Origin of the sequence: Terriglobus sp. 2YAB30_2 (assembly GCF_052114765.1) — a bacterium.
Lineage (GTDB): Bacteria > Acidobacteriota > Terriglobia > Terriglobales > Acidobacteriaceae > Terriglobus.
The window spans coordinates 630841-650550 of record NZ_JBFRFJ010000001.1 but is presented as its reverse complement, the minus strand read 5'-3'; the positions used below and the strand labels follow the sequence as shown (position 1 = coordinate 650550).

General features: G+C 54.6%; 17 protein-coding genes. 10 read left to right on the top strand and 7 right to left on the bottom strand.

The genetic code is table 11. The features are described from left to right. Window positions 1-50 precede the first annotated feature (50 nt). Together AB4Y89_RS02435 and AB4Y89_RS02430 are read right to left on the bottom strand one after the other, a co-directional pair. The gene (locus tag AB4Y89_RS02435) at window positions 51-1370 is read right to left on the bottom strand and encodes an MFS transporter (protein WP_442299321.1); all 1320 of its coding nucleotides are present in this window, start codon (window positions 1368-1370) and stop codon (window positions 51-53) included. A gap of 27 nt (window positions 1371-1397) precedes the next feature. Then, a complete protein-coding gene (locus AB4Y89_RS02430) occupies window positions 1398-2288 on the bottom strand; it encodes a ThuA domain-containing protein (RefSeq protein WP_442299320.1) in 891 nt (296 codons plus the stop codon). Between the two features lie 579 nt (window positions 2289-2867). On the opposite strand from AB4Y89_RS02430, the gene AB4Y89_RS02425 reads away from it, so the two are divergent. From AB4Y89_RS02425 to AB4Y89_RS02415, 3 genes are all read left to right on the top strand, one after another. Next, window positions 2868-3068, top strand: a complete 201-nt coding sequence (locus AB4Y89_RS02425) for a cold-shock protein (RefSeq protein ID WP_442299319.1) — start codon at window positions 2868-2870, stop codon at window positions 3066-3068. Between the two features lie 809 nt (window positions 3069-3877). Then, window positions 3878-4069: a hypothetical protein gene (locus AB4Y89_RS02420; protein ID WP_442299318.1), complete on the top strand. Its 192-nt coding sequence runs from the start codon at window positions 3878-3880 to the stop codon at window positions 4067-4069. Window positions 4070-4688: 619 nt separating this feature from the next. After that, a complete protein-coding gene (locus tag AB4Y89_RS02415) occupies window positions 4689-6305 on the top strand; it encodes a B12-binding domain-containing radical SAM protein (RefSeq protein ID WP_442299317.1) in 1617 nt (538 codons plus the stop codon). A 52-nt stretch (window positions 6306-6357) separates the two neighbouring features. Here AB4Y89_RS02415 and AB4Y89_RS02410 read toward each other — a convergent pair whose 3' ends face one another. Beyond that, window positions 6358-6804, bottom strand: coding sequence for a MerR family transcriptional regulator (locus AB4Y89_RS02410; protein ID WP_442299316.1), 447 nt, complete (start codon window positions 6802-6804; stop codon window positions 6358-6360). Window positions 6805-6891: 87 nt separating this feature from the next. Here AB4Y89_RS02410 and AB4Y89_RS02405 point away from each other — a divergent pair, with 87 nt between their 5' ends. Further along, window positions 6892-7305 carry a hypothetical protein gene (locus AB4Y89_RS02405; protein WP_442299315.1) on the top strand — a complete coding sequence of 138 codons (414 nt, stop codon included), beginning with the start codon at window positions 6892-6894 and terminating at the stop codon, window positions 7303-7305. 12 nt (window positions 7306-7317) lie between these two features. Further along, complete coding sequence (locus AB4Y89_RS02400; RefSeq protein ID WP_442299314.1) at window positions 7318-7818, top strand: TlpA disulfide reductase family protein; 501 nt, start codon at window positions 7318-7320, stop codon at window positions 7816-7818. Window positions 7819-7909: 91 nt separating this feature from the next. Here AB4Y89_RS02400 and AB4Y89_RS02395 read toward each other — a convergent pair whose 3' ends face one another. Next, window positions 7910-8971 carry a zinc-binding dehydrogenase gene (locus tag AB4Y89_RS02395; RefSeq protein ID WP_442299313.1) on the bottom strand — a complete coding sequence of 354 codons (1062 nt, stop codon included), beginning with the start codon at window positions 8969-8971 and terminating at the stop codon, window positions 7910-7912. An 83-nt stretch (window positions 8972-9054) separates the two neighbouring features. Here AB4Y89_RS02395 and AB4Y89_RS02390 point away from each other — a divergent pair, with 83 nt between their 5' ends. Beyond that, window positions 9055-9705, top strand: coding sequence for a TetR/AcrR family transcriptional regulator (locus tag AB4Y89_RS02390; RefSeq protein ID WP_442299312.1), 651 nt, complete (start codon window positions 9055-9057; stop codon window positions 9703-9705). Window positions 9706-9730: 25 nt separating this feature from the next. Here AB4Y89_RS02390 and AB4Y89_RS02385 read toward each other — a convergent pair whose 3' ends face one another. Further along, window positions 9731-10066: a cupin domain-containing protein gene (locus tag AB4Y89_RS02385; RefSeq protein ID WP_442299311.1), complete on the bottom strand. Its 336-nt coding sequence runs from the start codon at window positions 10064-10066 to the stop codon at window positions 9731-9733. Between the two features lie 92 nt (window positions 10067-10158). Next, window positions 10159-11121, bottom strand: coding sequence for a GlxA family transcriptional regulator (locus AB4Y89_RS02380; RefSeq protein ID WP_442299310.1), 963 nt, complete (start codon window positions 11119-11121; stop codon window positions 10159-10161). A 116-nt stretch (window positions 11122-11237) separates the two neighbouring features. Here AB4Y89_RS02380 and AB4Y89_RS02375 point away from each other — a divergent pair, with 116 nt between their 5' ends. The 3 genes from AB4Y89_RS02375 (at window position 11238) to AB4Y89_RS02365 (ending at window position 13452) form a co-directional block, all read left to right on the top strand. Further along, on the top strand, window positions 11238-12248 hold the full coding sequence (locus AB4Y89_RS02375; protein ID WP_442299309.1) for a zinc-dependent alcohol dehydrogenase family protein: 1011 nt from the start codon (window positions 11238-11240) through the stop codon (window positions 12246-12248). 98 nt (window positions 12249-12346) lie between these two features. Then, window positions 12347-12892, top strand: a complete 546-nt coding sequence (locus tag AB4Y89_RS02370) for an ester cyclase (protein WP_442299308.1) — start codon at window positions 12347-12349, stop codon at window positions 12890-12892. A gap of 137 nt (window positions 12893-13029) precedes the next feature. After that, complete coding sequence (locus tag AB4Y89_RS02365; RefSeq protein WP_442299307.1) at window positions 13030-13452, top strand: DUF6196 family protein; 423 nt, start codon at window positions 13030-13032, stop codon at window positions 13450-13452. Window positions 13453-13889: 437 nt separating this feature from the next. On the opposite strand, the gene AB4Y89_RS02360 is transcribed toward AB4Y89_RS02365, so the two are convergent. After that, on the bottom strand, window positions 13890-17468 hold the full coding sequence (locus AB4Y89_RS02360) for a TonB-dependent receptor (protein ID WP_442299306.1): 3579 nt from the start codon (window positions 17466-17468) through the stop codon (window positions 13890-13892). Window positions 17469-18105: 637 nt separating this feature from the next. Between AB4Y89_RS02360 and AB4Y89_RS02355 the strand changes: the two genes are divergently transcribed. Then, window positions 18106-19704, top strand: a complete 1599-nt coding sequence (locus tag AB4Y89_RS02355; RefSeq protein WP_442299305.1) for a malectin domain-containing carbohydrate-binding protein — start codon at window positions 18106-18108, stop codon at window positions 19702-19704. The last annotated feature ends 6 nt before the right edge of the window (window positions 19705-19710 follow it).

The window sequence follows — 19710 nt, the reverse complement described above, 5'->3', positions numbered from 1 at the left end:
GGCTGGAGATTTCTGCAACTGTATACAGAGTTCAGTTGTTTTGAGTCAACTTACAAAGAATTCGTTTCTGCCTGAGCGTCCAACATTTGTACTGAGCTTCCCTGCCCCGGAGCAGACAACCTACCCTCCGGATCGAGCACGAGCCAACAGCTTGCGGAGACGCACGCCGCCCCTACCATCGTGTAGATCAGAGAATTCCAATTGCCGCCGCTACGCTGCAGCAGAAAACCTGCAAATACCGGCGCGACAAAGCCCGCAAGATTACCCAGCATGTTCATCGTTGCGGCCACTGTAGCGGTGTATGGACCACCGATCTCCACGCACGCATTCCAGGAGATCGGCATGGTGATATCGCTGAAGAAGCTTGCAAAGCCGAGACAGATCATCGCCGGCAATACGTCGGTGAGGCGCGTAAACAGAAACAGCAGCACTGCCGTAAACAAAAAGCCGCATAAGGCGACGATGCGGCGTGGTACGCGCAGCGGCAACATTCCACTCAGCAGCGATCCCACTCCTCCGAAAAGCAGCGGAATCACGGATAGCGTGGCCGCGCGCGCGACGGTTTGTCCCCGCGCTTCGCGCAGGTATGTAGGTAGCCAGGTGATGTAGAAATACCAAACGAACGAGAAACAGAAGTATTGCAGCGTCAGCAGCAGCACGCGGGTCGTGAACAGCACCTTTAGCCAATTGTGCTCCGCACCATGGGTGGTCAGCGCACGCTGCTGCAAAATCAGATCGGCCTCCGCAACATTTACGCTGCCGTGCCGTAGCGGATCATCGCGAAACCATGAGGAAAACACGACACACCAAAGCACGCCCATAAGTGCGAAGAGTACGAATGCCCAGCGCCACCCCACCACAGTGATCAACGCCAGCGCCAATGGCGGCGTGACAGCGCCGCCCCATCGAGTGAAAGCCCACATCATGGACTGAGCCCTGATACGCTCGTGCCGCGGCAACCAGACACTCAACATGCGCGTCAGGTTTGGGAAGCAGCCAGCCTCCCCGGCACCAAAAAGAAAACGAATCACCCACATGCTGGCCACGTTCCATGCGGCACCGGTTAATGCGGTGAAGGCCGACCACGCGAATACGATCTGCAGGAGAATGCGGCGGACACCGATGCGATCACCGAGCAGCCCCATCGGGAGTTCGAATAGCGCATACGACAAACCGAAGGCGCCGAAGATAAGGCCCATCTGTGCCTTGTTCAAATGAAGTTCCTGAGCGATTGGAACAGCCGCCTGCGAGATAGCCACTCGCTGCACATAAGAGAGCACAGCCAGCGAAATTGCCAGGGCAACCACACCGTAGCGAGCGCGAGTCGGTTTCATGGATAACTTCAATCTCGTTTCCGCAGCATCCTGCACGCGCCCTTTCAGACGTGCCCTTCATTGTCAGTGGTTCTGCACGGATTGACCAGAAACTCCTGCCGGCGCTCCTGGCGTGCGATTCCCTTGCGGCGGGGCCTTGTAATCTACCAGCTCGTTCACCGGATGTTTGCCCGCCCACGCGATACCACGCAACAGCATTGCCTGAATCTGTGGGTTAGAAAAACTCTCGTACTTGTGCCCCTGCATCCAGACAAACGCGCGTGCCGGCTGGCCGCCTGGAAGTGTGTGTTCGTAGGTCCAGATTTGGGGAACCACCTCTCCTTTATGTGTGCCGGCGGTCGGCGTTGCCGCCATCACGGTGGTCGCCAGCACATGAATCCTGGGATTCTGCGCCCATGTCATGCTGAAGAATGCTTCATCATCCGGCAGAGTCACATCCGCCATCCCCTGCATGATCGGATCGGACTTGTCGACAATGGTGTACGGGATTGGAGCATCCCAGGTGTAGTTCACCTCACCATGCTTTTTCGCTCCACCGAAGATTGTGGCAAAGTAGGCCGGATCCGGTCCGCAGATCGTATCGTGGATACTTACCACGCCGCCGCCGTGCTTCAGGTAAGCTTCGAGCGTCGTTTTCTGCTTGTCCGTCAAGTAACCAGAGTCACCCTTGTAGAAGACGATCACATCTATGTGCGCAAGTTCATCATCCGTGGGGAAATGATACGAACCGTCCACAACAGCGCCATGCTCGGTCAGCACCTTGCTCCAGTCCGCAAGAAACTGCGGATAGTCATGCAAGCCCGGCGCATGCGTCTTCAATCCTGCCCGGATATAGATATGCATGCCATTTACATTCTGCCCAGGAATCGAAGGAGCCGGCGGATAGCTCTGCGCACGCAAAGATGGAGCGCACACTGCCAAAGCAAGACACAGCTCGAGCAATCGGCGGGACATAATTCTCCTTATGCAATATTGGATCAATGCCGCCGCAATCCAACTCTTCAGTAGTGTTCCACTTGAGCCCATACGAACTGTTTTCTACAACTGCAACGCATCAGGCAAATGAGCTTTTGCATTCCTCAGGGCATTGCCGCAACACTGTATACAGTCGAATTTTGAGCTGTCAATCCTCCTGGTGAGTAATTTGGCACTCCCATCACACCGCACCTAGCTTCCTGCTTGTCACCGGCAAAGAGCCCAAACTAAAACGTTCGGCTTTCGATGGGCATGTCGCAAAGAGGTGTTTGCTATTTGGGCTTCCGGCAGTGAGTGGACCGCAAAGCCGGCGGCAAGCAGATTTCAGCCCTTAACGGTTTCGCTTTTGGCGAAGTAGATGCCACATCTGGCTCCAACCGTGATCATCCTTAGCACTTTTTTGTGCGGCTTTCGCTTTTTTGCTCCGGAACTCCTGCTAGACTAAAAGCAGTCGTTGGAATCGATCTGGTATGCTTGCTTGTTCTGGCTTGTCGCTTTACTCGCAGAAAAACCCCAAATTGCGTTCAGCGGTAAATCGAGTCATAAAGGAACAACATCATGGAACAAGGAACAGTTAAGTGGTTCAACGACGCAAAAGGCTTTGGATTTCTGAGCCGCGATAACGGCGAAGATGTTTTCGTCCATCACAGTGCCATCCAGAGCAACGGCTTCCGCTCACTGCAGGAAGGCCAACGGGTTCAGTTCAATGTCACTAAAGGGCCCAAGGGCTGGCAGGCTGAAAACGTTCAGGTCGCCTAACTCGGACCTTTAATCTAGAAGGGGGCAGCCGAAGGCTGCTCCCTTTTTCTTTTGGAGTTGCCTGTTGGAGACTGAAATCCGATTTGACCCGCCAGAGTGTATTCGGGCAGATCTCGTCCCCATATCTTCTATTCAATAAGGTTTGTCAGAGCGTTGAGATTTGAGTGGCAGATCGTACGGGCGAAATCCCAGGAAGCTTGATCCTGCATCTTTTTCATGGGCATATCCAGTAAGCCTGAACTACATATAGCCGTGACTGTCCCACACTTCTCACAAGTCGCATCAGCAGATCGCCAATGAAATACCGGCGCCGTACCTGGAACAGACGAAGCCATCTCCTCACCCATTGCGATCGCTGTAAAGCCTCCGCAACTACGGCACTGCCAGCCACTGAAATAGTGCATATCCCCTCCGTGGGCCGGGGAAGCGCCCTTTTAGCGATGGGTCATTTTGCAAGCAGGCCAATCCCCAATGTGGCAAGTATAGGCTTTCAGAGAAGATCCGCTGCAGTGAAGTTATCGAGCTGATCTTAACTCGTATTTCTAGACTGCGGAAGTATCGCCATAGCTGGTCAGCAGTTATGCCTTGACACTCCGATCGCATTGACTTCTGCGTAGCAACAAGAAAATCCATCCTGAAAGGCCCTCTCGTGCCCCCGTCGTTTAATAGACTATTTCGGCACGAACTCCTGTGGAGGCGTATGGTTGAACCAGTCACCATCGAGCTTCTCTCGCCTTCAGCAATCCTTTTGCTTCGCTCCAGACGAGCACCCTTCAAGTAAGCAACCGGATCCCGACTGGAGTACCAGTATGAGCCCCAAGAAAACAGGCGTTAAGAGCCACCTCGCTCGCAAGATTCACAAGAACATCATTCCATTCGGCTCGAAGGTGGCGCCTGAAGCGACAGTGGCAAGAAAGCCGGGCGACTCAATAGTTATTGAACCTTCCTCATCCATCACGGTCTTCCACGACCCGGTTAAGGATAAAAAGCGACTCGGATGAGGGAAGATATGCGGTCTCACCTACTTCCGCAACTGCTCAGTGAAAACCAGTGCCCGCTTTGTACCTCGATTCATTTCGAGGAAGCCGAGGCTGGTTCAATGGATCGCTTTATGCGTTTCTTCAGGCTGTTCCCGGTACGCTGCGTGAACTGCTATCGACGCTATTATCGGTTCTCTGGCAGCCGGCATCTGTCTTCACAGGCGCAATGATGGACGGCGAGCAGAGCTGCTCGAAGAGTCCCTGCACACAAGTACGGCACGATGAGCTCACCGCGCCGCTTGTGAATAAGGTGCGCGAGATCAAAACTCTCCTAAAAGTGGACTGCGATCATCCTCTCTGCAAAGAATTACTCTCTGCCAGCCTTCGCATTGGAAAATCTGATTGCCCAACGCTACAACACTCGTGTAGCAATGTCAGCGACTTGAACTGTCGATCGGACTCGTCGTTAAGATGGCCCCGTTCTCGATCTTGAGATCGATCCTGGCCGTCATGACGAGCAGGTCTTCGCCACGCTCCAGTCGATCCAGATTGGGTGAGCAGGTAGCAAACATTCGCCAGATGGAGCATCCGTCACGCTGGTTCCCTGTCGACCACCCACGAAAGTCGAGGCATTCGAACGATGGCTGTACATCTAATCAACCCCAGCGATAATTCTTTTGGAACAGCGGTTATTACACCACGCTGGCTTTTTGTTCTAGCTGCCGCGACACCGGCTTCTATGGGTGATCCCAACCTCGTCGATGAATCGTTGGAGGCGCTCGATCCAGACATTCTTCATCCGGGGGATATTGTCGGGATCAGTGTGCACACGGGCAACGCGTTGCGAGGTTACGAAGTCGGAAGGATCGCACATGAACATGGCGCCAAGGTCGTCTACGGTGGTATTCATGCGACATTGTTTCCCGAAGAACCCTTTGAACATGGTTGTGCTGATGTTGTCGTGAAAGGCGATGGCGATGTTGCCTGGGGAAAAGTACTGCTGGATCTCGAGGCAGGGTGCGCCGGGCGCCTCTACGAAGGCGGGAGGCTTGAAGCGGATCAGTTCCTGCCGGCTCGGTGGGACCTGATGCAGACCGACAAGTATATGTGGGCTTCCGTGCAAACAATCCGCGGATGCCCCAAGCACTGCTCGTTCTGTTCCGTATGGCGAACGGACGGCCAGAAGCCACGACAGAGAACCTTTGAGAGCGTGATCGACGAGATCGTCGACCTCAGGCGCAGAGGGTTCCGATTCATCGCATTAGCGGACGACAATTTTTATCCCGTCACCTTGACAGACCTGCGACTGGCCCGGGAGCAGAACAACCTCGAACGCTTAGCGTCGTTGCTCCAGACGCGCAATGAACGGTTCGCCCTGATGGCGGAGCTCGCAAAGCTGCCGAAAGATATGGTGTTCTTCACACAGATCACCATGGAATCGGCCGAGGACCCTGAGTATCTGGATGCAATGCGCAAAGCAAATATCAAAGGCGCTCTGGTAGGAGTAGAGGCGGTTACACCAGAAGGATTGAAGGCCGTCTACAAAGACTTCAACTACTCCGGCGACCGTCTAGTGCAACAGTTGCAGGAGTTTCGAAAGCACGGACTACACGTCCTCGGATCATTCATCTTCGGCCTGCCGACGGACAGGCCCGGCACCTTCGGAGCTACCGTGGAACTGGCTTTGAAAGCAGATGTGACCTTCGCACAGTTTGTCATGATGACTCCATTTCCGGGAACCATCGATTTTGGACGCTGGGAAAAGGAGCAGTCTGTCGAACCACAAATGGTGGAAGGGACACCCATTACAAGATACTGGCTCATTCCGACAACAATCCGCCCCAAGATGTTTACGCCACATCCGTCCATGACTTCCGATGAAATTCGAGATCGGACGCAGGGAGTATGGGATAGATTCTATGAGTTCGGAGCAATCTGGAAGCGATCCGCCTGTACGCCAACCCTTCGTGCGCGCCTTGCGTTCGTACTGCTATCCAAGCTTTATCGGCAGATGTACGCCGGGACCGGGATCTCGACAGATAGTGCCCGGCGCAAAAAGGCGAAGACATCCGCACGATGGATTGCTCGACAAACGCGCCGCATCTTCCAGGCGAAGCCAATGCCTGAATTGCAATTTCCTTTATGGGAACCACGCTCAAAGGGAGCTCTCAATCTAACTCAACTCACGACGCACCCACCGGCCCCTCCCGAAGGTGGGTGGGGCCACACGACCAAGGCTCCCTGGCTCGTTCGCTGAATGGTATGTCGAAGACGAAATCCGCTGTTCGTGTCGGACGATGCAGCAGACGTTAGCGACGTCGTTTTGTGTCGCAACAACTAGCTACTCCCAGACTATTGACTCCGCCGGTCTGGACGAATATCCCCTCGCCGCAATCTTCAAGAGTTTTGCAGTTGCAGTTCCGAACCATATCCTCAAGAACACTTTGCGTGAAACGAAGACCCTCGATCTTCTCTCTCAACTCGGCAAGTTTGCGTTGCGAGAGGGCTACCCATCGAGCCGAAACCGGAACCTCCTTGTTGAAACCCGTGAAGAGTTCCTGGATTTCGGTGAGGCTGAATCCCGCCTCTTGTGCGCGCCGGATCAGAGTCAATCGATAGACCGCCGTCTTGTCGTAGCGTCTCTGACCGGATACACGGTCTGCTGGCTCCAGTACTCCAACCTGCTCGTAGTAGCGAATGGCAGAAGGACGCAGCCCGACCTCTTTTGCAATCTCCGAAATAGTCAAATTCGGCATGTACTTATGCTACTCGCTTGACTTCAAGTTAACTTGAAGTTTTACGGTTTGAAGAGTGAGCACGGCTTGCTCACAGATCGGAGAAACATGACGATTCCACACATAAAGGTCGCAATCCTGTTGATTTCTGCCATGCTCGTGAGTCAAGGACCACCCATGACCGCTCAATCGTCGGAGAAATCTAAACCTGTCTTTGCATGCAATATGAATGCGATGACGAAAGAACAGCGGAAACGCCAGTCTCAGTTTCTGACGCCTGCACTCCACTCGCAGCGTCTCGCGGCTAAGGAAATTGAGGACGGGTACGAATTCATGTTTCCGTCGGATGCACATACACTGCAACTCGTGGCCGAATGGATCGGCAATGAACGTCTCTGTTGCCCCTTCTTTACCTTCGACGTCCACCTTCTTAACGGCTCCGAGCCGATGACTCTTCACATCGCCGGACCTGAAGGTGTGAAGGAATTTATTCGCGCTGAAATTCCTGCGCTGGTCGGTTAAGGCAGGCTGCGAATGAAAAAGACATCTCTGTTTGTCGCATTGTTTTCATTTGCGGCAGCGTACCCTCTTACCGCTGCGGCTCAAACCGCAGCGGTCAAAAAGGCTCCCATATTTTCCCTAAAGGATCAAAACTCACAGAGTTTGGAGCTCGTAAAGTATCGAGGCAAAGTTGTACTCCTCAACTTTTGGGCTACATGGTGTGCTCCGTGCCGAGTAGAAATGCCTTGGTTCGAAGAGTTCTCCAATCGCTATCGGGATCGAGGGTTAATCGTAGTCGGTCTTTCCATGGATGAGGACGGTTGGACCGCCGTGCGGCCGGCGCTGGGACGATTAAAAATTACCTATCCGATATCGCTGGGGAAGCGTGCGCTTGCCAGGTCATATGGCGTCAACGAATCGCTGCCCTCGACCTTTCTCATCGATCGTAATGGGATCATTCGATCTTCTGTCACTGGCTTTGGGAAGAAGAAGGACTTTGAACAAATGATCGAGCAGCAACTCTCTTCGAAGTAAAGGGCCTGGGCCTTGGGTTAATTTTCTCTGGTTCTTGATTGCATCACTATTCGAAATCGATAGTGAAGTCCTATAAAGTGCGCACCTGATTTCAGAATCGATCGATCACAACGATCCCGGCCGTGCCATAGGTCCCCATCTGTTCGAAGGTCGCCGTTATCTGGTCTAGACCAATCCGTTGGCGGACTACCTTGCCTGGCTGCAGTATTCCGGCGACGCACATCGAAAGCATCGCGCCGTACCGTTGCCCCTGCATTCCGAAGGTCCCGTAGAGTCGCAACTCCTTGAGCAGGATCTCATCGATCGGTAGCGGAACATATCCAGCCTCTCTCGTTGTCGTATGTCCGAGTTGAACGTGCCGCCCCAGCTTCCTGAGGGAGCGCACGGCCTGCTGGCAGGTGGCTTGAATGCCAAGCGCATCCACGGACACCTGGGCTCCTCCGGAGGTAATCTCCCGGATTGCTTCTACCGGATCATCTTTCCGACTGTCGACGGTGTACGTCGCACCGAGTTCGGTCGCCGCTTGCAAGTTATTATCGGAAATGTCGACCGCAATGACTCTCGCCCCGGTTGCTGCGGCAATCTGGACCGCGGAGAGCCCCATGCCTCCTCCCGCACCGTACACGGCCACCCACTCCCCGCCGCGCACATTGGCCTGATCGACCAGGCCATGGAACGCTGCCATGTATCGGCAGGCAAGGCTTGCCGTATCCACAAAGCTTAGAGAGTCCGGCTGCCGCACCAGATTGGTATCTGCGAATCGGACCGCGACGAATTCGCCGAATGCTCCCCAATACGAGACTCCGGGCACAAGCTCATGCCCTTTGTCGCAAACATTCTGATTGCCACTTAAACACCACTCACAGACACCATCGCCAGGGTTCATGGGAAAGATGACCGGATCCCCTTTCCTCCACTTCCGTACATCTTTCCCCACTTCTTCAATGGTCCCGCTAAATTCGTGTCCGAGCACGAACGGCGGCTTGATCGCTAGGCCTCGCCAAGCCCAATCATCCGTCCACAGGTGCCAGTCTGTTCGGCAAATACCGTTAGCTCCTACCCGAATGATCGCGCCGTCAGCTGGGCATTCGGGGCCAGGTACATTCTGGATAACGAGGGGTTTGCCTAGTTCCACCACCACTGCAGCCCGCATAACTGAACTCCTATTCTTTGCCGATTGACAAAGAATAGGAGCAAACCCGTCTGCTGTCAATTATTCTTCTTAGGAAGGAGCGAATGATGGCGGGACGCCCCCGGGAGTTTGATGCGGAGAGAGCGTTACTTCAAGCTCGCGATCTGTTCTGGGAACGCGGGTTTGAGGGCGTGTCGATGTCCGATTTGGTGAAAGAGCTCGGTATCGCTTCGGCCCGAATTTACGCGGCTTTCGGTTCCAAGGAAGAGCTCTTTCGGAAAGCCATTCTTCTTTACGAGGAAGGCGATGGCGGCTTTGCCGATCGGGCTCTCAATTCTTCGCTGCCGGTCTGGGATGCCATCCACACAATGTTGATCGATGCGGTGGAGCTTTACACCCAGAAGCGCAAACGTCGCCCGTTAGGCTGCATGGTTGTCACATCAGCCACAAACTTCAGCTCTGAAAATCATGAGATCGCAAAATGGCTTCAGGAGCATCGCCGCCGTCGAACGGAGTCAATCATCATTCGTTTCGAACGAGCGGCACGCGACCACGAACTGCCCGGCGGAATCGATCCGGAGGCTCTGGGAAACCTCACCGCCGCGATGCTTCACGGCATATCGGTACAGGCCCGGGACGGTGTCGCAAAAAGCAACCTCGTGAGAGCCGTCACGGATTTCGTGACGCTTTTGAGCGGACATACCGTTCGTCGACTCCGTGACGGCGAAGTCGTCGGCTACCGCCAGGCCCCATAGAATTCGCAATCAGCGTGTCATTTGCTTATCCCGCGTCACTCCGCGCGTTGGCGCGTTCGAATGTCAGATTGACCGAGCGATCCCCAATCGGCCGTGTGCGGTGGAGAGTTCCTCGCGGGATATTGATCATACGACCGGGAGGCAGTGTCACAGTTCTATCTTCGAAGTCGATGTAGATGCCTCCTTCGAGTGCCAGAAAGCATTCATCTGAGTCGGGATGACTATGCCAATGGTAAGCCTCCGTCATCGTGCTGATGCGCACTTCATGGTCGTTCACCGTAGCGATGGGATGGTTGTCATACCGATCCACTCCGGCTGACTCGACGGAAAGATTGATGACTTCAAATGCGCGATCTTCCATCGAAAACTCCTTTCCGAACCGTTCTTCTATCAAAAGCTCAAAGGAGAAGGCAACGACCGCGTCCTCTCCGATAATTACGTCTCGTGGGTAGCTTACCGTGACCGGGTTGCGGGACGAAGCTCTTTGCGAAACGCACCCGGCGTCAGTCCCGTCACTCTCGCAAAAAGCCTACCGAATGAAGCAGAATCCTGGTAACCGACGCGGAAGCATATCTCAGAGACGCTCAGCTTTGTCGACTCCAGCAAGACGCGTGCAGCTTCTAACCGCTGCTCTTGAATCCACTTTCCAGGGGTGAGCTGCAGTTCGTCCAGGAACCGCCGCGAAAGCGTTCTAGGGGAGGTATTTAGTTTGGCCGCAAGGAATGCCAGATCAAGCTCGGCGAGGTTTCGCTGTGCCAGCTGGCGCAAATGCTTTTTAAAGGACGTAGACTCTTCCAGCCCCGGAACCTCATATGGATCCTGGGACTCACGCGCCGGCGGAAGGACCATCAATTTCCTGACCTGTCGTTCCTCTGTCGCGAAGCCGAGATCGATCACGAGTTTGCTAATGAGCTCTAACCCCGCAAACGCAGCCCCGGTCGTATAGAGGGATCCATCCCGAACGACGATGCGGGCAGGATCCCATTTGACCCGGGGAAATGTCTTCTTCACTTCTTTCCCAAGCCACCACGAAATCGTTGCACTTCTCCCATTCAAGAGTCCCAGCCTTGCGAGGATGTAGGAAGCTCCGCAGGTCGCAGCAATACGGGCTTTCTGCCGCTTCGCAAGCAATACCAACGGCTTTACACGTTCGGACTCTTCTTCCAGGGCAGAAACGGATTCCATCACGTCTAGCCCGACGCCCGTCAGCAACACCAGGACATCCATCTTGCGGGAAGGGCGCGACTTAACCGGATAGATGATTCCCGACTTTGAACAAGCGTGATCGTTGCTCGAAACGAACTCGAACGAAAATGCCTTGTCGCCACGCACCCCGTTGATCGCTAAAAGCGTTTCCACAAACGCGGAAGCGATCGCAGAATAGAAAGCCTCCGGAAGATACAGGACAATGTGCACATGGCAAGTTTTGCATAAACAACGTCGATATTGCCACTATCTGTAGAGACGCCTGCGCCCTAAGCTCATCAAAGGTGACGATGCATTGAGGTTGCCAAATACATTGGGGGTATCGCATGAAAGCTTGGGTACTGGAAGGTTTCGGTCTGAAGAACCTGAAGAAGTTGGATGTGCCGGTTCCAAAGCCGGGTGCACGGGACGTTCTAGTCCGCGTCAGCGCCGTATCACTGAATTACCGCGACAAAATGGTCGTCGAAGGGACCTACAACCCTGACCTTCCGTTTCCGATGACTCAAGTGGCGGATACAGTCGGAGACGTAGTGGAGATTGGAATCGGGGTGTCGCGATTCCGTGTCGGAGATCGCGTCATCTCGAACTATGCGACGCGGTGGATCGATGGGCCGCCAGCAGTCGATGAAGTTGTGCATACGCTGGGTAATACCATTCACGGAGGGCTGGCCGAATACCTGCTTTTGAATGAGGACGCTCTGGTTCATTCTCCTACTTATCTCACGGATGAAGAAGCTTCAACGCTTCCAGTTGGCGCTCTCACTGCATGGCATGCGCTGGTGAAGAACGGAGGGCTGACGGCCAGCCAGACTATTCTCGTACAAGGCACTGGCGGCGTTTCCATCTTTGGCTTGCAGCTGGCGGCGGCGGCCGGTGCACGAGTAATTGTCACCTCAAGCAGTGACGAAAAGCTTGAAAGGGCGAAACAACTCGGAGCGAAGGACCTCATCAACTATGTTCGAACTCCCGAATGGCACAAAGAAGCGCTGAAGGTTACCGAACAACAGGGAGTCGACCAGATTCTGGAGGTCGCGGCGGGCAGAAGCCTGGGACAATCGATCGAGACAATCAGGCCCGGAGGAAAGATTGCTGTGATCGGGATACTTGATGGCTTCACCTCAGAAATTCCAATCTTTCCGATGTTGCAGAGACAGGTCACCATCCGCGGAATGGTAACGGGATCGAGAAAGATGTTCGAAGAAATGAATGAGGAACTGGAGAAGAGCCAGATTCGACCGGTCATCGACACCGTCTACTCCTTCCCTGATGCGCTCGAAGCCTACGATCATCTTTATCGCGGCGCATTCGGCAAGATTGTCATCCGCGTCCGGCCGTAACGGGCGATGGAGAGGTTCACGCCTCATTGCTGGAGGCCGCTTTTGCAACTGTGATGGCCTACTGCGCTTTGAGCGAGCAGATTGATTGGTGAGAACTGATGAAGCTTTACTCGGCTTTATTTCTAGGAATGGTATTCGTACGCGGTCTTGCAGTTGAACATCAGGGCGACAAACGCTCCCTGCCCACTCAACGGAATGCACCAAGGGAGGTCGTCGAACAGTTTATCAATATCGTTCGATCTGGGCGGGATCCGGCAAAAGCTTCCGAGTTCTTTGCTCCGCTGGTTCAGGCGCATCAGCTCACATCAGAAGGTGAAACCACGATCGTGAGAACGCCAGAGGATTATGCAGCTCATGTTCAAGAGTTTTTGCGCACCTACGGCACCTACAAACTGACGATCGCGGAACTCGTTTCAGACGGGGATAGGGTCTATGTGCGTTGGAAACAGGAAGGAAGACATCTTGCTCCGATTCATGGCTTTCAACCAACAGGCCTACCGCTGGTTGAAGTAACAAGTGCTGTCTATCGAGTGAAGAACGGAAAAATCGTTGAATACTGGATACAAACCGACAGGAAGGGCGTGGAACTCCAACTTCAGACGAACGCTACAAAAGTACGTGACGATTCAAGGATGAAACCGTGAAGACGCACCCTAGCTCAGGTTCTACGCGCGGAATGACGGCAAGGACTTACTTGTTCATAGCCTCGCTCTCCCCAGGAATGGAACGGGTTTTGTCCAACCATAATTTGCCAACCATGCGCCTTTGGGGAGGATGACAGATGCATATTAGTCATGAGACGGATGACCAGATTGAGGCTCGCCTCGGCAGGGTGCTCTCAGGAGCCGATATCGTTTGGTACGATTCCCCCTTCTCATTCTTTGAACTGCCCGGGAATGTACAGATTCAGACTGGTGAAAGCGCTGTCGCTTTCGTTCGAGATGGAGATGTATGGAGCATGCTCAAGCCATCCGGCCCTTCTTCGGAAGAGAGGTTTGGCGTTTTTTCGTTCCACTTTCCGGCCGATGTCGACAACAGCGGTTTCGTGGGTTGGCTCGCGACTCATCTAAAACGCAAGTTGGGAACCGGGGTCTTCGTGATCTGCGGCCAGAACTCCAGCCGCGGGGGGATCTTCGACTACTGGGGCATCCCTTTTCAATTGCGGACTGAAACAGAAAAGCTGATAAATGATTTGAAGCGGTGAGTATGCCGTTCTCACATGGACCATCAGGACGACTGCCCACTCCAAACATAGCGAATCTCGAGAGACAGCAGAGATGCAATATCGACCTGAATGCCTCGATTACTTTCAGTTCTCCCTCTCTTCCTTCCGGCATGGACCCTCATTGCGGGACGTGATCGTTTGTTGTCGAAGGAAGAGAGGTGCAAACGCATCACCAAGATGAACAACCGAGCCGAATCTCGCGTGAAGTCTTCTGCCGGCGATCTAGAGCATTTCTTCTAAAGATGTAGAGCGAAGGCTAGCCAGGGACTAGCCTCCGCTCTTAATGACGCCGCGTATCGGCGATTGGCCGGGTGGACACGGCCACCGGTCGCGGAGCGACGTCCTTATTGCTCCATGCTTCATGCTTCAAGACACGGGATGGTTGATCCCATCCCGTGTCGTAACTGTCTCGGAAGTTAGAAGTTGTACCGCAGGGTCAGTTCAAGCACGCGGCGTCCGAACTTCACGTTCGGAACACCGTACGCCCAGTCGGTTCCCGAAGTAGCAAGGACACCTTTTGTGAAGTTCAGGTTGAGGTTGTTGGGGCTGTTCTGGTCGAACGACTTTAGTGCATGATTGAGGAAGTTCATGCCAGTGAACTTGATCTGCACGTTCTGATGCTCACTAATCCTGAGCGTACGGGAGAGCGAGAGGTCGTTCGTGAAGTAGGCCGGTCCTCGGAGATAGGGCATATGGTACGGCCCTTGACCGCCCAGAGCGGTCAACACACCGTTCCCATCGAACTGGGGCGCGGCCGGCGCGTTGAAGCACTTGGCATTGATGTATGCCCCACCGCTAAGACCGGCAGCTGGATTGCAGACGAGGTTGGGCATCAGCGTGTAATCGGGAGTACCGAGGTAGTAGGTACTGTTGATGGTGTTGTACGTGCCCAGAGCATTTGAGCCCTGCAACCCGAGATTCATCGAGAAACTCTGCGGCAGTGGAGCGCCGCTCTGGAGGGTATCGATGCCGGAGACCATCCAGCCGTTGAGTACCGCTGCTTTGAGTTTGTTGTTCTGGAAGCGGTTGCCTAGCTCGTAGGCCCATGACACGTTGAAGGCATGCGTGCGGTCCTGACCCAGAAGGCCGTAATCATTTTGAATATTGATGGGATCCGCGGTCCCGCTGGTGCCCAGGGTTTTCGACAACGTGTAGTTGAGATTGAAGGTCAGGGCGCCTTGTTGCTTGAGCCATGAGGCCTGCAGAGCGTTGTAGTTTGCCCAGGCACCATGCCGGATCAGATTCATTGACGTGTAGTGAGTAAGTGGACGGTAGTCCTGCAACACGGTGCCGGTAATTTTGTCGATCGGAAACCGCTTGCCGTAGTCCGCGGACTCGGGGTTCGGGTCCGATTTCAGGAACGCGCCAATTGGAATCTTGTTGACGTCCGCCAGATTATTGATCAAATCCGAGCTCTGGCTGCCAGAGTAAGTAAGCTCCAGTATCGACTTCCCAATCAACTGCTGTGAAACGGTGAAGTTGTACGTGTAGGTATGCGGCTCGACGTGATCGTTGGGGTCAACTGCCGAACCGGAGGTCAGGCCGCCGAGTGTATTGGCGCACGCAACGTTTGTGCCAGCATCGACCCGAGAGAGAAATGTAGGTGTCCTCAGGCTGCACTGGGTGCCACCCTGCGCCATGCTGGTTCCTGAAGAACCACCCAGGCCGTCGCGGTAGTAATAGGTACCGAACCCTCCCCGAAAAACAGTCTTGCCATTACCACGCAGATCGAGGGCGATACCAAAACGCGGAGCGAAAAAGATCGCGTCCAGGGAACGTCCCGCCAGCGGAACAGAAGAGTCGATCGCATGCCACCGCATGCCGGGGAGCGCCGTGCCTTTGCCAAGATCGGCGTCGTACCAGGCTCGGGTCCAGGCCGAAGCTCCGTACTTACCGCTGGCGTCTTCCCATGGCAAATCGTGCGATAGGCGCAGGCCGAAGTTAATCGTGAGCCGCTTGTTTGCCTTCCATTGATCCTGACCGTAGAAGCCCCAGCCAGAACCCTTCATATCGGAGAGGGTAACAGGCAGATAAGAGAAATTGCTTGGCAGGTCTAACATGAAATCGAGGACAGGGTTGTAGGCAGAGGTAATCTGGCTTCCGCCTGGTCCGTTGAAGTCCCAGACCGGCCCATAAGCGGCGGTACCATTTGGCCCGTCCGACTGGCCGACATTTGTCCCTCTGTTTGCAGATTGCATCCAGCTGACGCCGAACTTCAGCGTGTGCGTCTTCAGTACCAGGGTGAAGTTGTCGTCGATAGAAGGCTGCCACTTTCGCTCAAAATAAGAGCCGCGGCCAGTATCCATCATCTGCGGTATCCCCATATCGTTCGTCCACCAACTATTGGCAATGCTAGGCATGATGGTGGACGTAGTGGGGGAGGTATACGGATAGTTCAACGCTTTTCTATCCACCGCCTTTGAATTCGAGAAGGTGATGGGATCGTACAGGTAGCTCAACCCCGCGATAAACTCGTTCGTCATGGTCGGGGTAAAGACCTTGACGAAGTTACCCGAGATCGTCCGCGAAGTCGCTGAAGTGGCCGGACCGCCCGGAGTGTCGATCGAATCGGCGGGAATCCACCACCGCTGCACGGGCGAGCCGTAGAGCTCGTGCTGCTGATTGAAGCTGACATACAGTTTGGTGTTGTCGCTGAGATTGTAATCCGTCTTCGCGTGGAACATGTAGCCATTGTTGGTATTGATCAACGGCTTCACCCAGTTATAGTCCGCGGCAGAGGTGGGAGTGTGATTCGGCGCGGGAATCATCTTCATCAAAGCCTGAGCCCCCGGTGCGAGATAAGCCGAAACATCGCTGTTCTTGATGCCGCCGACGTAGCCGTTCGCAGTATCGATTTCGGTGATTGGTTGGCAGCGGTACTGACCGGCAACCCAGCCGGCGATGGCGCTGCACAACGCCGCGTTGTCAGGGAGAGTGGGGTCGAAGTGGCCGGCACGTTCGCTCAGCGTGGGCACCAACGCCTTAAGCAGGCCGCCGCTCGTCTGCTCGGGAAAGCTCTGGTTGTAATACTCATAGGCAGTAAAGAACACCAGCTTCTTGTGCGTAAATGGCACCGGACCGCCGATTTGACCGCCGGGATACCAATAGCGATCATTTGGTCGCTCCTGGGTCGGCGTTTGGTGTTTGTAGATCCAGTCGTTCGAGTTCATGGAGTGATCGCGGAAATGTAAGTACGCTGCCCCATGGAAAGCGCTGGAACCCGATTTGCCAACGGCCGAAACCACGACCGGACCGGTGGTGCTGTCCGCTCCATATGCCGAAGTTGTCACCTTAACTTCGGATACCATGTCGGCATTGATCGTCTGGTTAGCATTGCAGTTGCATCCTGGATCCAGGATGTGGGCGCCATCTGAGATCAAATCCGCTCCGCCGGCACGGTCGGGAGCGCCGTTCGCTGTGACACCGCGTCCCACTGCCGAAGCAATACTTGTAACCTGGGTGTCGTAGCCAGGCTTGTTTTGGACGCCGTTATAGCTGGTATTGACGTTAAACCCGGGCAGGGTCTTCAGTAGCTCGGTAACGTCCCGACCTTGGAGGGCAAGCTTCTTAATATTGTTCTCGTACAACGTGCTGGAAAGATCGCCGGACTCCACCACGATCGAAGACGCGGCGACCACGGTAACCGTCGCGTCGTTCGTCGCAACCGCCAACGTAACGTTCAGATCACGGCGATCACCAGGACCAACATGAATCCCCGTCTGTTCGGCGCCTCGGAATCCACGGGATTCAACCTTCACCGTGTAGTCCCCTGCTACCGTGCCGGTGAACACGAAAAATCCTTCGGCGTTGGAAGTTGTACTGCGGATATCCCCGGTTTGCGTGTTGGTGAGACTGACTCGGGCTTTTGTGACGATTGCCCCGGTTGGGTCGGCTACCGTTCCCACGATGCTGCCCGTCTGCTGGCCATGTGCTGATATTGAAAGAGCGACCAGAATGGCCAATACAAGGAACGCTCTCGACATTAGTTTTCGCATCTGCTGCCTCCGAATCCTTCGATAACGGCTCTGGGTCGCCGTCCGTTGCGGCCACTGCTCAGAAAGTGAATCGAGCGAATCCTGCAAGCGAGGAACCGCGATTGTGAAGTTCCATCTCGCACAAAGTTGTTTAGAGCCTTCGAACGTTGCCATGTTCTTGAAACAAAGAGGCTTAATCGCTTGTTACATGCCGGCTCCGACCTCGTTAACGGCCCAAGAGAGGGGTCCTGCGCCTCTGATTTTTCTTCCAGGGCGGGCTAAACAGGCGATGTCTCAAACTCGATGCGAGCCGGACATCCCGGTGTGAGTGCGGTTGCTGACAGAGACGGCACCGGAGTCAGCTTCGCGCCAAACCATGCGGTCGACATTTGAAAGCTGCAGGATTGGGACAATGCTCGGCAAACCTAAGACAGTCCCTGTGGAGCTTTCGGGTTGCGAGAGGCGCGGCCTAAATGGAATGAGGGCATTCCGAAGGCTCACTAGGCCGGTATAAGCAGCCGATCTAACGCCTAGTGATTTCAATGCGTTTAACGTTTGTAACGCGACCCAGCAAAGGCTCCGTCGGCCATGCGGAAGATTCTTTATCTGGCGGGGCGGCAGTTGTACTATGAATTGAAATTGATTTGGAGCACTCCCCATGGGGCAAGTTGCCGACTCAGAATCGGCCTATTCAGAATTAGAAGCGGTGCTCACCGCTCTGGCACGCAATCCACGCCTGGCCAAGCTCTTGAAATTCGTCTCCGAACGATCTCTACAGGGCAGGACCGAGGAGATAAACGAATACTCCATCGCCACGGAGGTCTTCGACAGGTCAAAAGCCACCTTCGATGGTTCCACTGACTCCATCGTCCGCGTCGAGACGTTCCGGCTGAGGAAGAGACTTAAGGAGTATTACGAGACCGAAGGAAAGAACCACGCGGTTGTCATCTCCCTGCCGGTCCGGAGTTACGTGCCGGAGTTCCACTGTCGGAATGTATCTCTTGAGGTGAGCCTACCCTCCCCTATTTCTCAGGCAACAGATCTCCGGACCGCTCCCTTTGATAGCTTGGCTGCCGAAGGCTCTAAGGACCTTGTCGAAACTACAATCCACGTCAACAATCACACACGATCAGACAACCGGCGCAAGCGGATCTGGGTTTATGGGTGGGTTTATGGGTTGGCAGGAATTGCGCTGTTGATTGTGCTTGGCTTCGGAGCACGCGAATTCGTTCTTAGAACGAGGCCGGCACATCCAGAGAACCTGACGGCGGCAGGTACCCGGAACGACACGCGGTTGGCAGCTCCTGCCAACGCCGCTCATGTGCCATTGCGCCTGCTGGTCGGCTATCAGGGAAGTCCGAAAATCGACAGCTCAGGCGCATATTGGGAAGCCGATCGCTACTTCTCTGGGGGTGCCGCGTTCGAACGCCCACATTTGCCCGTTTCACGGACGAGCGACCCGATGCTGTTCGATCAGTGGCGAACAGGCGACTTCTCTTACGACATTCCCCTCGCGCCGGGCCCCTATGAGCTACACCTCTTCTTCGTTGCAACGCCGCCTGAAGATTTTAAGACGCAATTCTTCAATGTGAGCGCCAACGGCGAATTACTCCTGAGCAACTTCAATATCAATGCGGACGCGCTGGGAACGAATATCGCCGACGAGAAGGTCTTCAAGGAGATCCATCCGGACAAAGACGGCTACCTCCATCTGAAGTTTTTCATAGGGCGGTCCGCGCCCTCACTGAATGCGATTGAGATTCTGCCCGGACTGCCCCACCGGCAGCAGCCTGTGCGGCTGGTCATGCAACCGACTGCAGTCCGGGACCATATCGGGAATCTGTGGCATTCGGATAACTACTTCAGCAACGGCGCAACCAACGATCAGCCGCGAACGGTCAGTGGCACTCCAGACCCAAATCTTTACGCGTGGGAGCGATATGGCCATTTCACCTACTCCATTCCGGTGGATACTCGAGGCCGTTATACGCTCGTGCTTCACTTCGCGGAACTCTACTGGGCCCCGGAAACTCCAGGCTCCGTCGGCGTGGGAAGCCGGGTGTTTCGGGTCTATTGCAATGGCTCAACACTACTCGACGACTTCGACATCTTCAAAGAAGCCGGCACCCAGCGTGCCCTGACCAAAACATTCCATCACTTACGACCTTCCCAGGAAGGAAAACTCGACATAACGTTCGACCCCATCGTAAATTACGCCACGGTCTCCGCAATCGAAGTCATCGACGAGTCGGAATGATCGCGG

Bases quoted from the DNA above. Each gene is read 5' to 3' on its own strand.
- AB4Y89_RS02430 (WP_442299320.1), bottom strand. From the start codon at position 2,288: ATGTCCCGCCGATTGCTCGAGCTGTGTCTTGCTTTGGCAGTGTGCGCT.
- AB4Y89_RS02425 (WP_442299319.1), top strand. From the start codon at position 2,868: ATGGAACAAGGAACAGTTAAGTGGTTCAACGACGCAAAAGGCTTTGGA.
- AB4Y89_RS02420 (WP_442299318.1), top strand. From the start codon at position 3,878: ATGAGCCCCAAGAAAACAGGCGTTAAGAGCCACCTCGCTCGCAAGATT.
- AB4Y89_RS02415 (WP_442299317.1), top strand. From the start codon at position 4,689: ATGGCTGTACATCTAATCAACCCCAGCGATAATTCTTTTGGAACAGCG.
- AB4Y89_RS02410 (WP_442299316.1), bottom strand. From the start codon at position 6,804: ATGCCGAATTTGACTATTTCGGAGATTGCAAAAGAGGTCGGGCTGCGT.
- AB4Y89_RS02405 (WP_442299315.1), top strand. From the start codon at position 6,892: ATGACGATTCCACACATAAAGGTCGCAATCCTGTTGATTTCTGCCATG.
- AB4Y89_RS02400 (WP_442299314.1), top strand. From the start codon at position 7,318: ATGAAAAAGACATCTCTGTTTGTCGCATTGTTTTCATTTGCGGCAGCG.
- AB4Y89_RS02395 (WP_442299313.1), bottom strand. From the start codon at position 8,971: ATGCGGGCTGCAGTGGTGGTGGAACTAGGCAAACCCCTCGTTATCCAG.
- AB4Y89_RS02390 (WP_442299312.1), top strand. From the start codon at position 9,055: ATGATGGCGGGACGCCCCCGGGAGTTTGATGCGGAGAGAGCGTTACTT.
- AB4Y89_RS02385 (WP_442299311.1), bottom strand. From the start codon at position 10,066: ATGGAAGATCGCGCATTTGAAGTCATCAATCTTTCCGTCGAGTCAGCC.
- AB4Y89_RS02375 (WP_442299309.1), top strand. From the start codon at position 11,238: ATGAAAGCTTGGGTACTGGAAGGTTTCGGTCTGAAGAACCTGAAGAAG.
- AB4Y89_RS02370 (WP_442299308.1), top strand. From the start codon at position 12,347: ATGAAGCTTTACTCGGCTTTATTTCTAGGAATGGTATTCGTACGCGGT.
- AB4Y89_RS02365 (WP_442299307.1), top strand. From the start codon at position 13,030: ATGCATATTAGTCATGAGACGGATGACCAGATTGAGGCTCGCCTCGGC.
- AB4Y89_RS02360 (WP_442299306.1), bottom strand. From the start codon at position 17,468: ATGCGAAAACTAATGTCGAGAGCGTTCCTTGTATTGGCCATTCTGGTC.
- AB4Y89_RS02355 (WP_442299305.1), top strand. From the start codon at position 18,106: ATGGGGCAAGTTGCCGACTCAGAATCGGCCTATTCAGAATTAGAAGCG.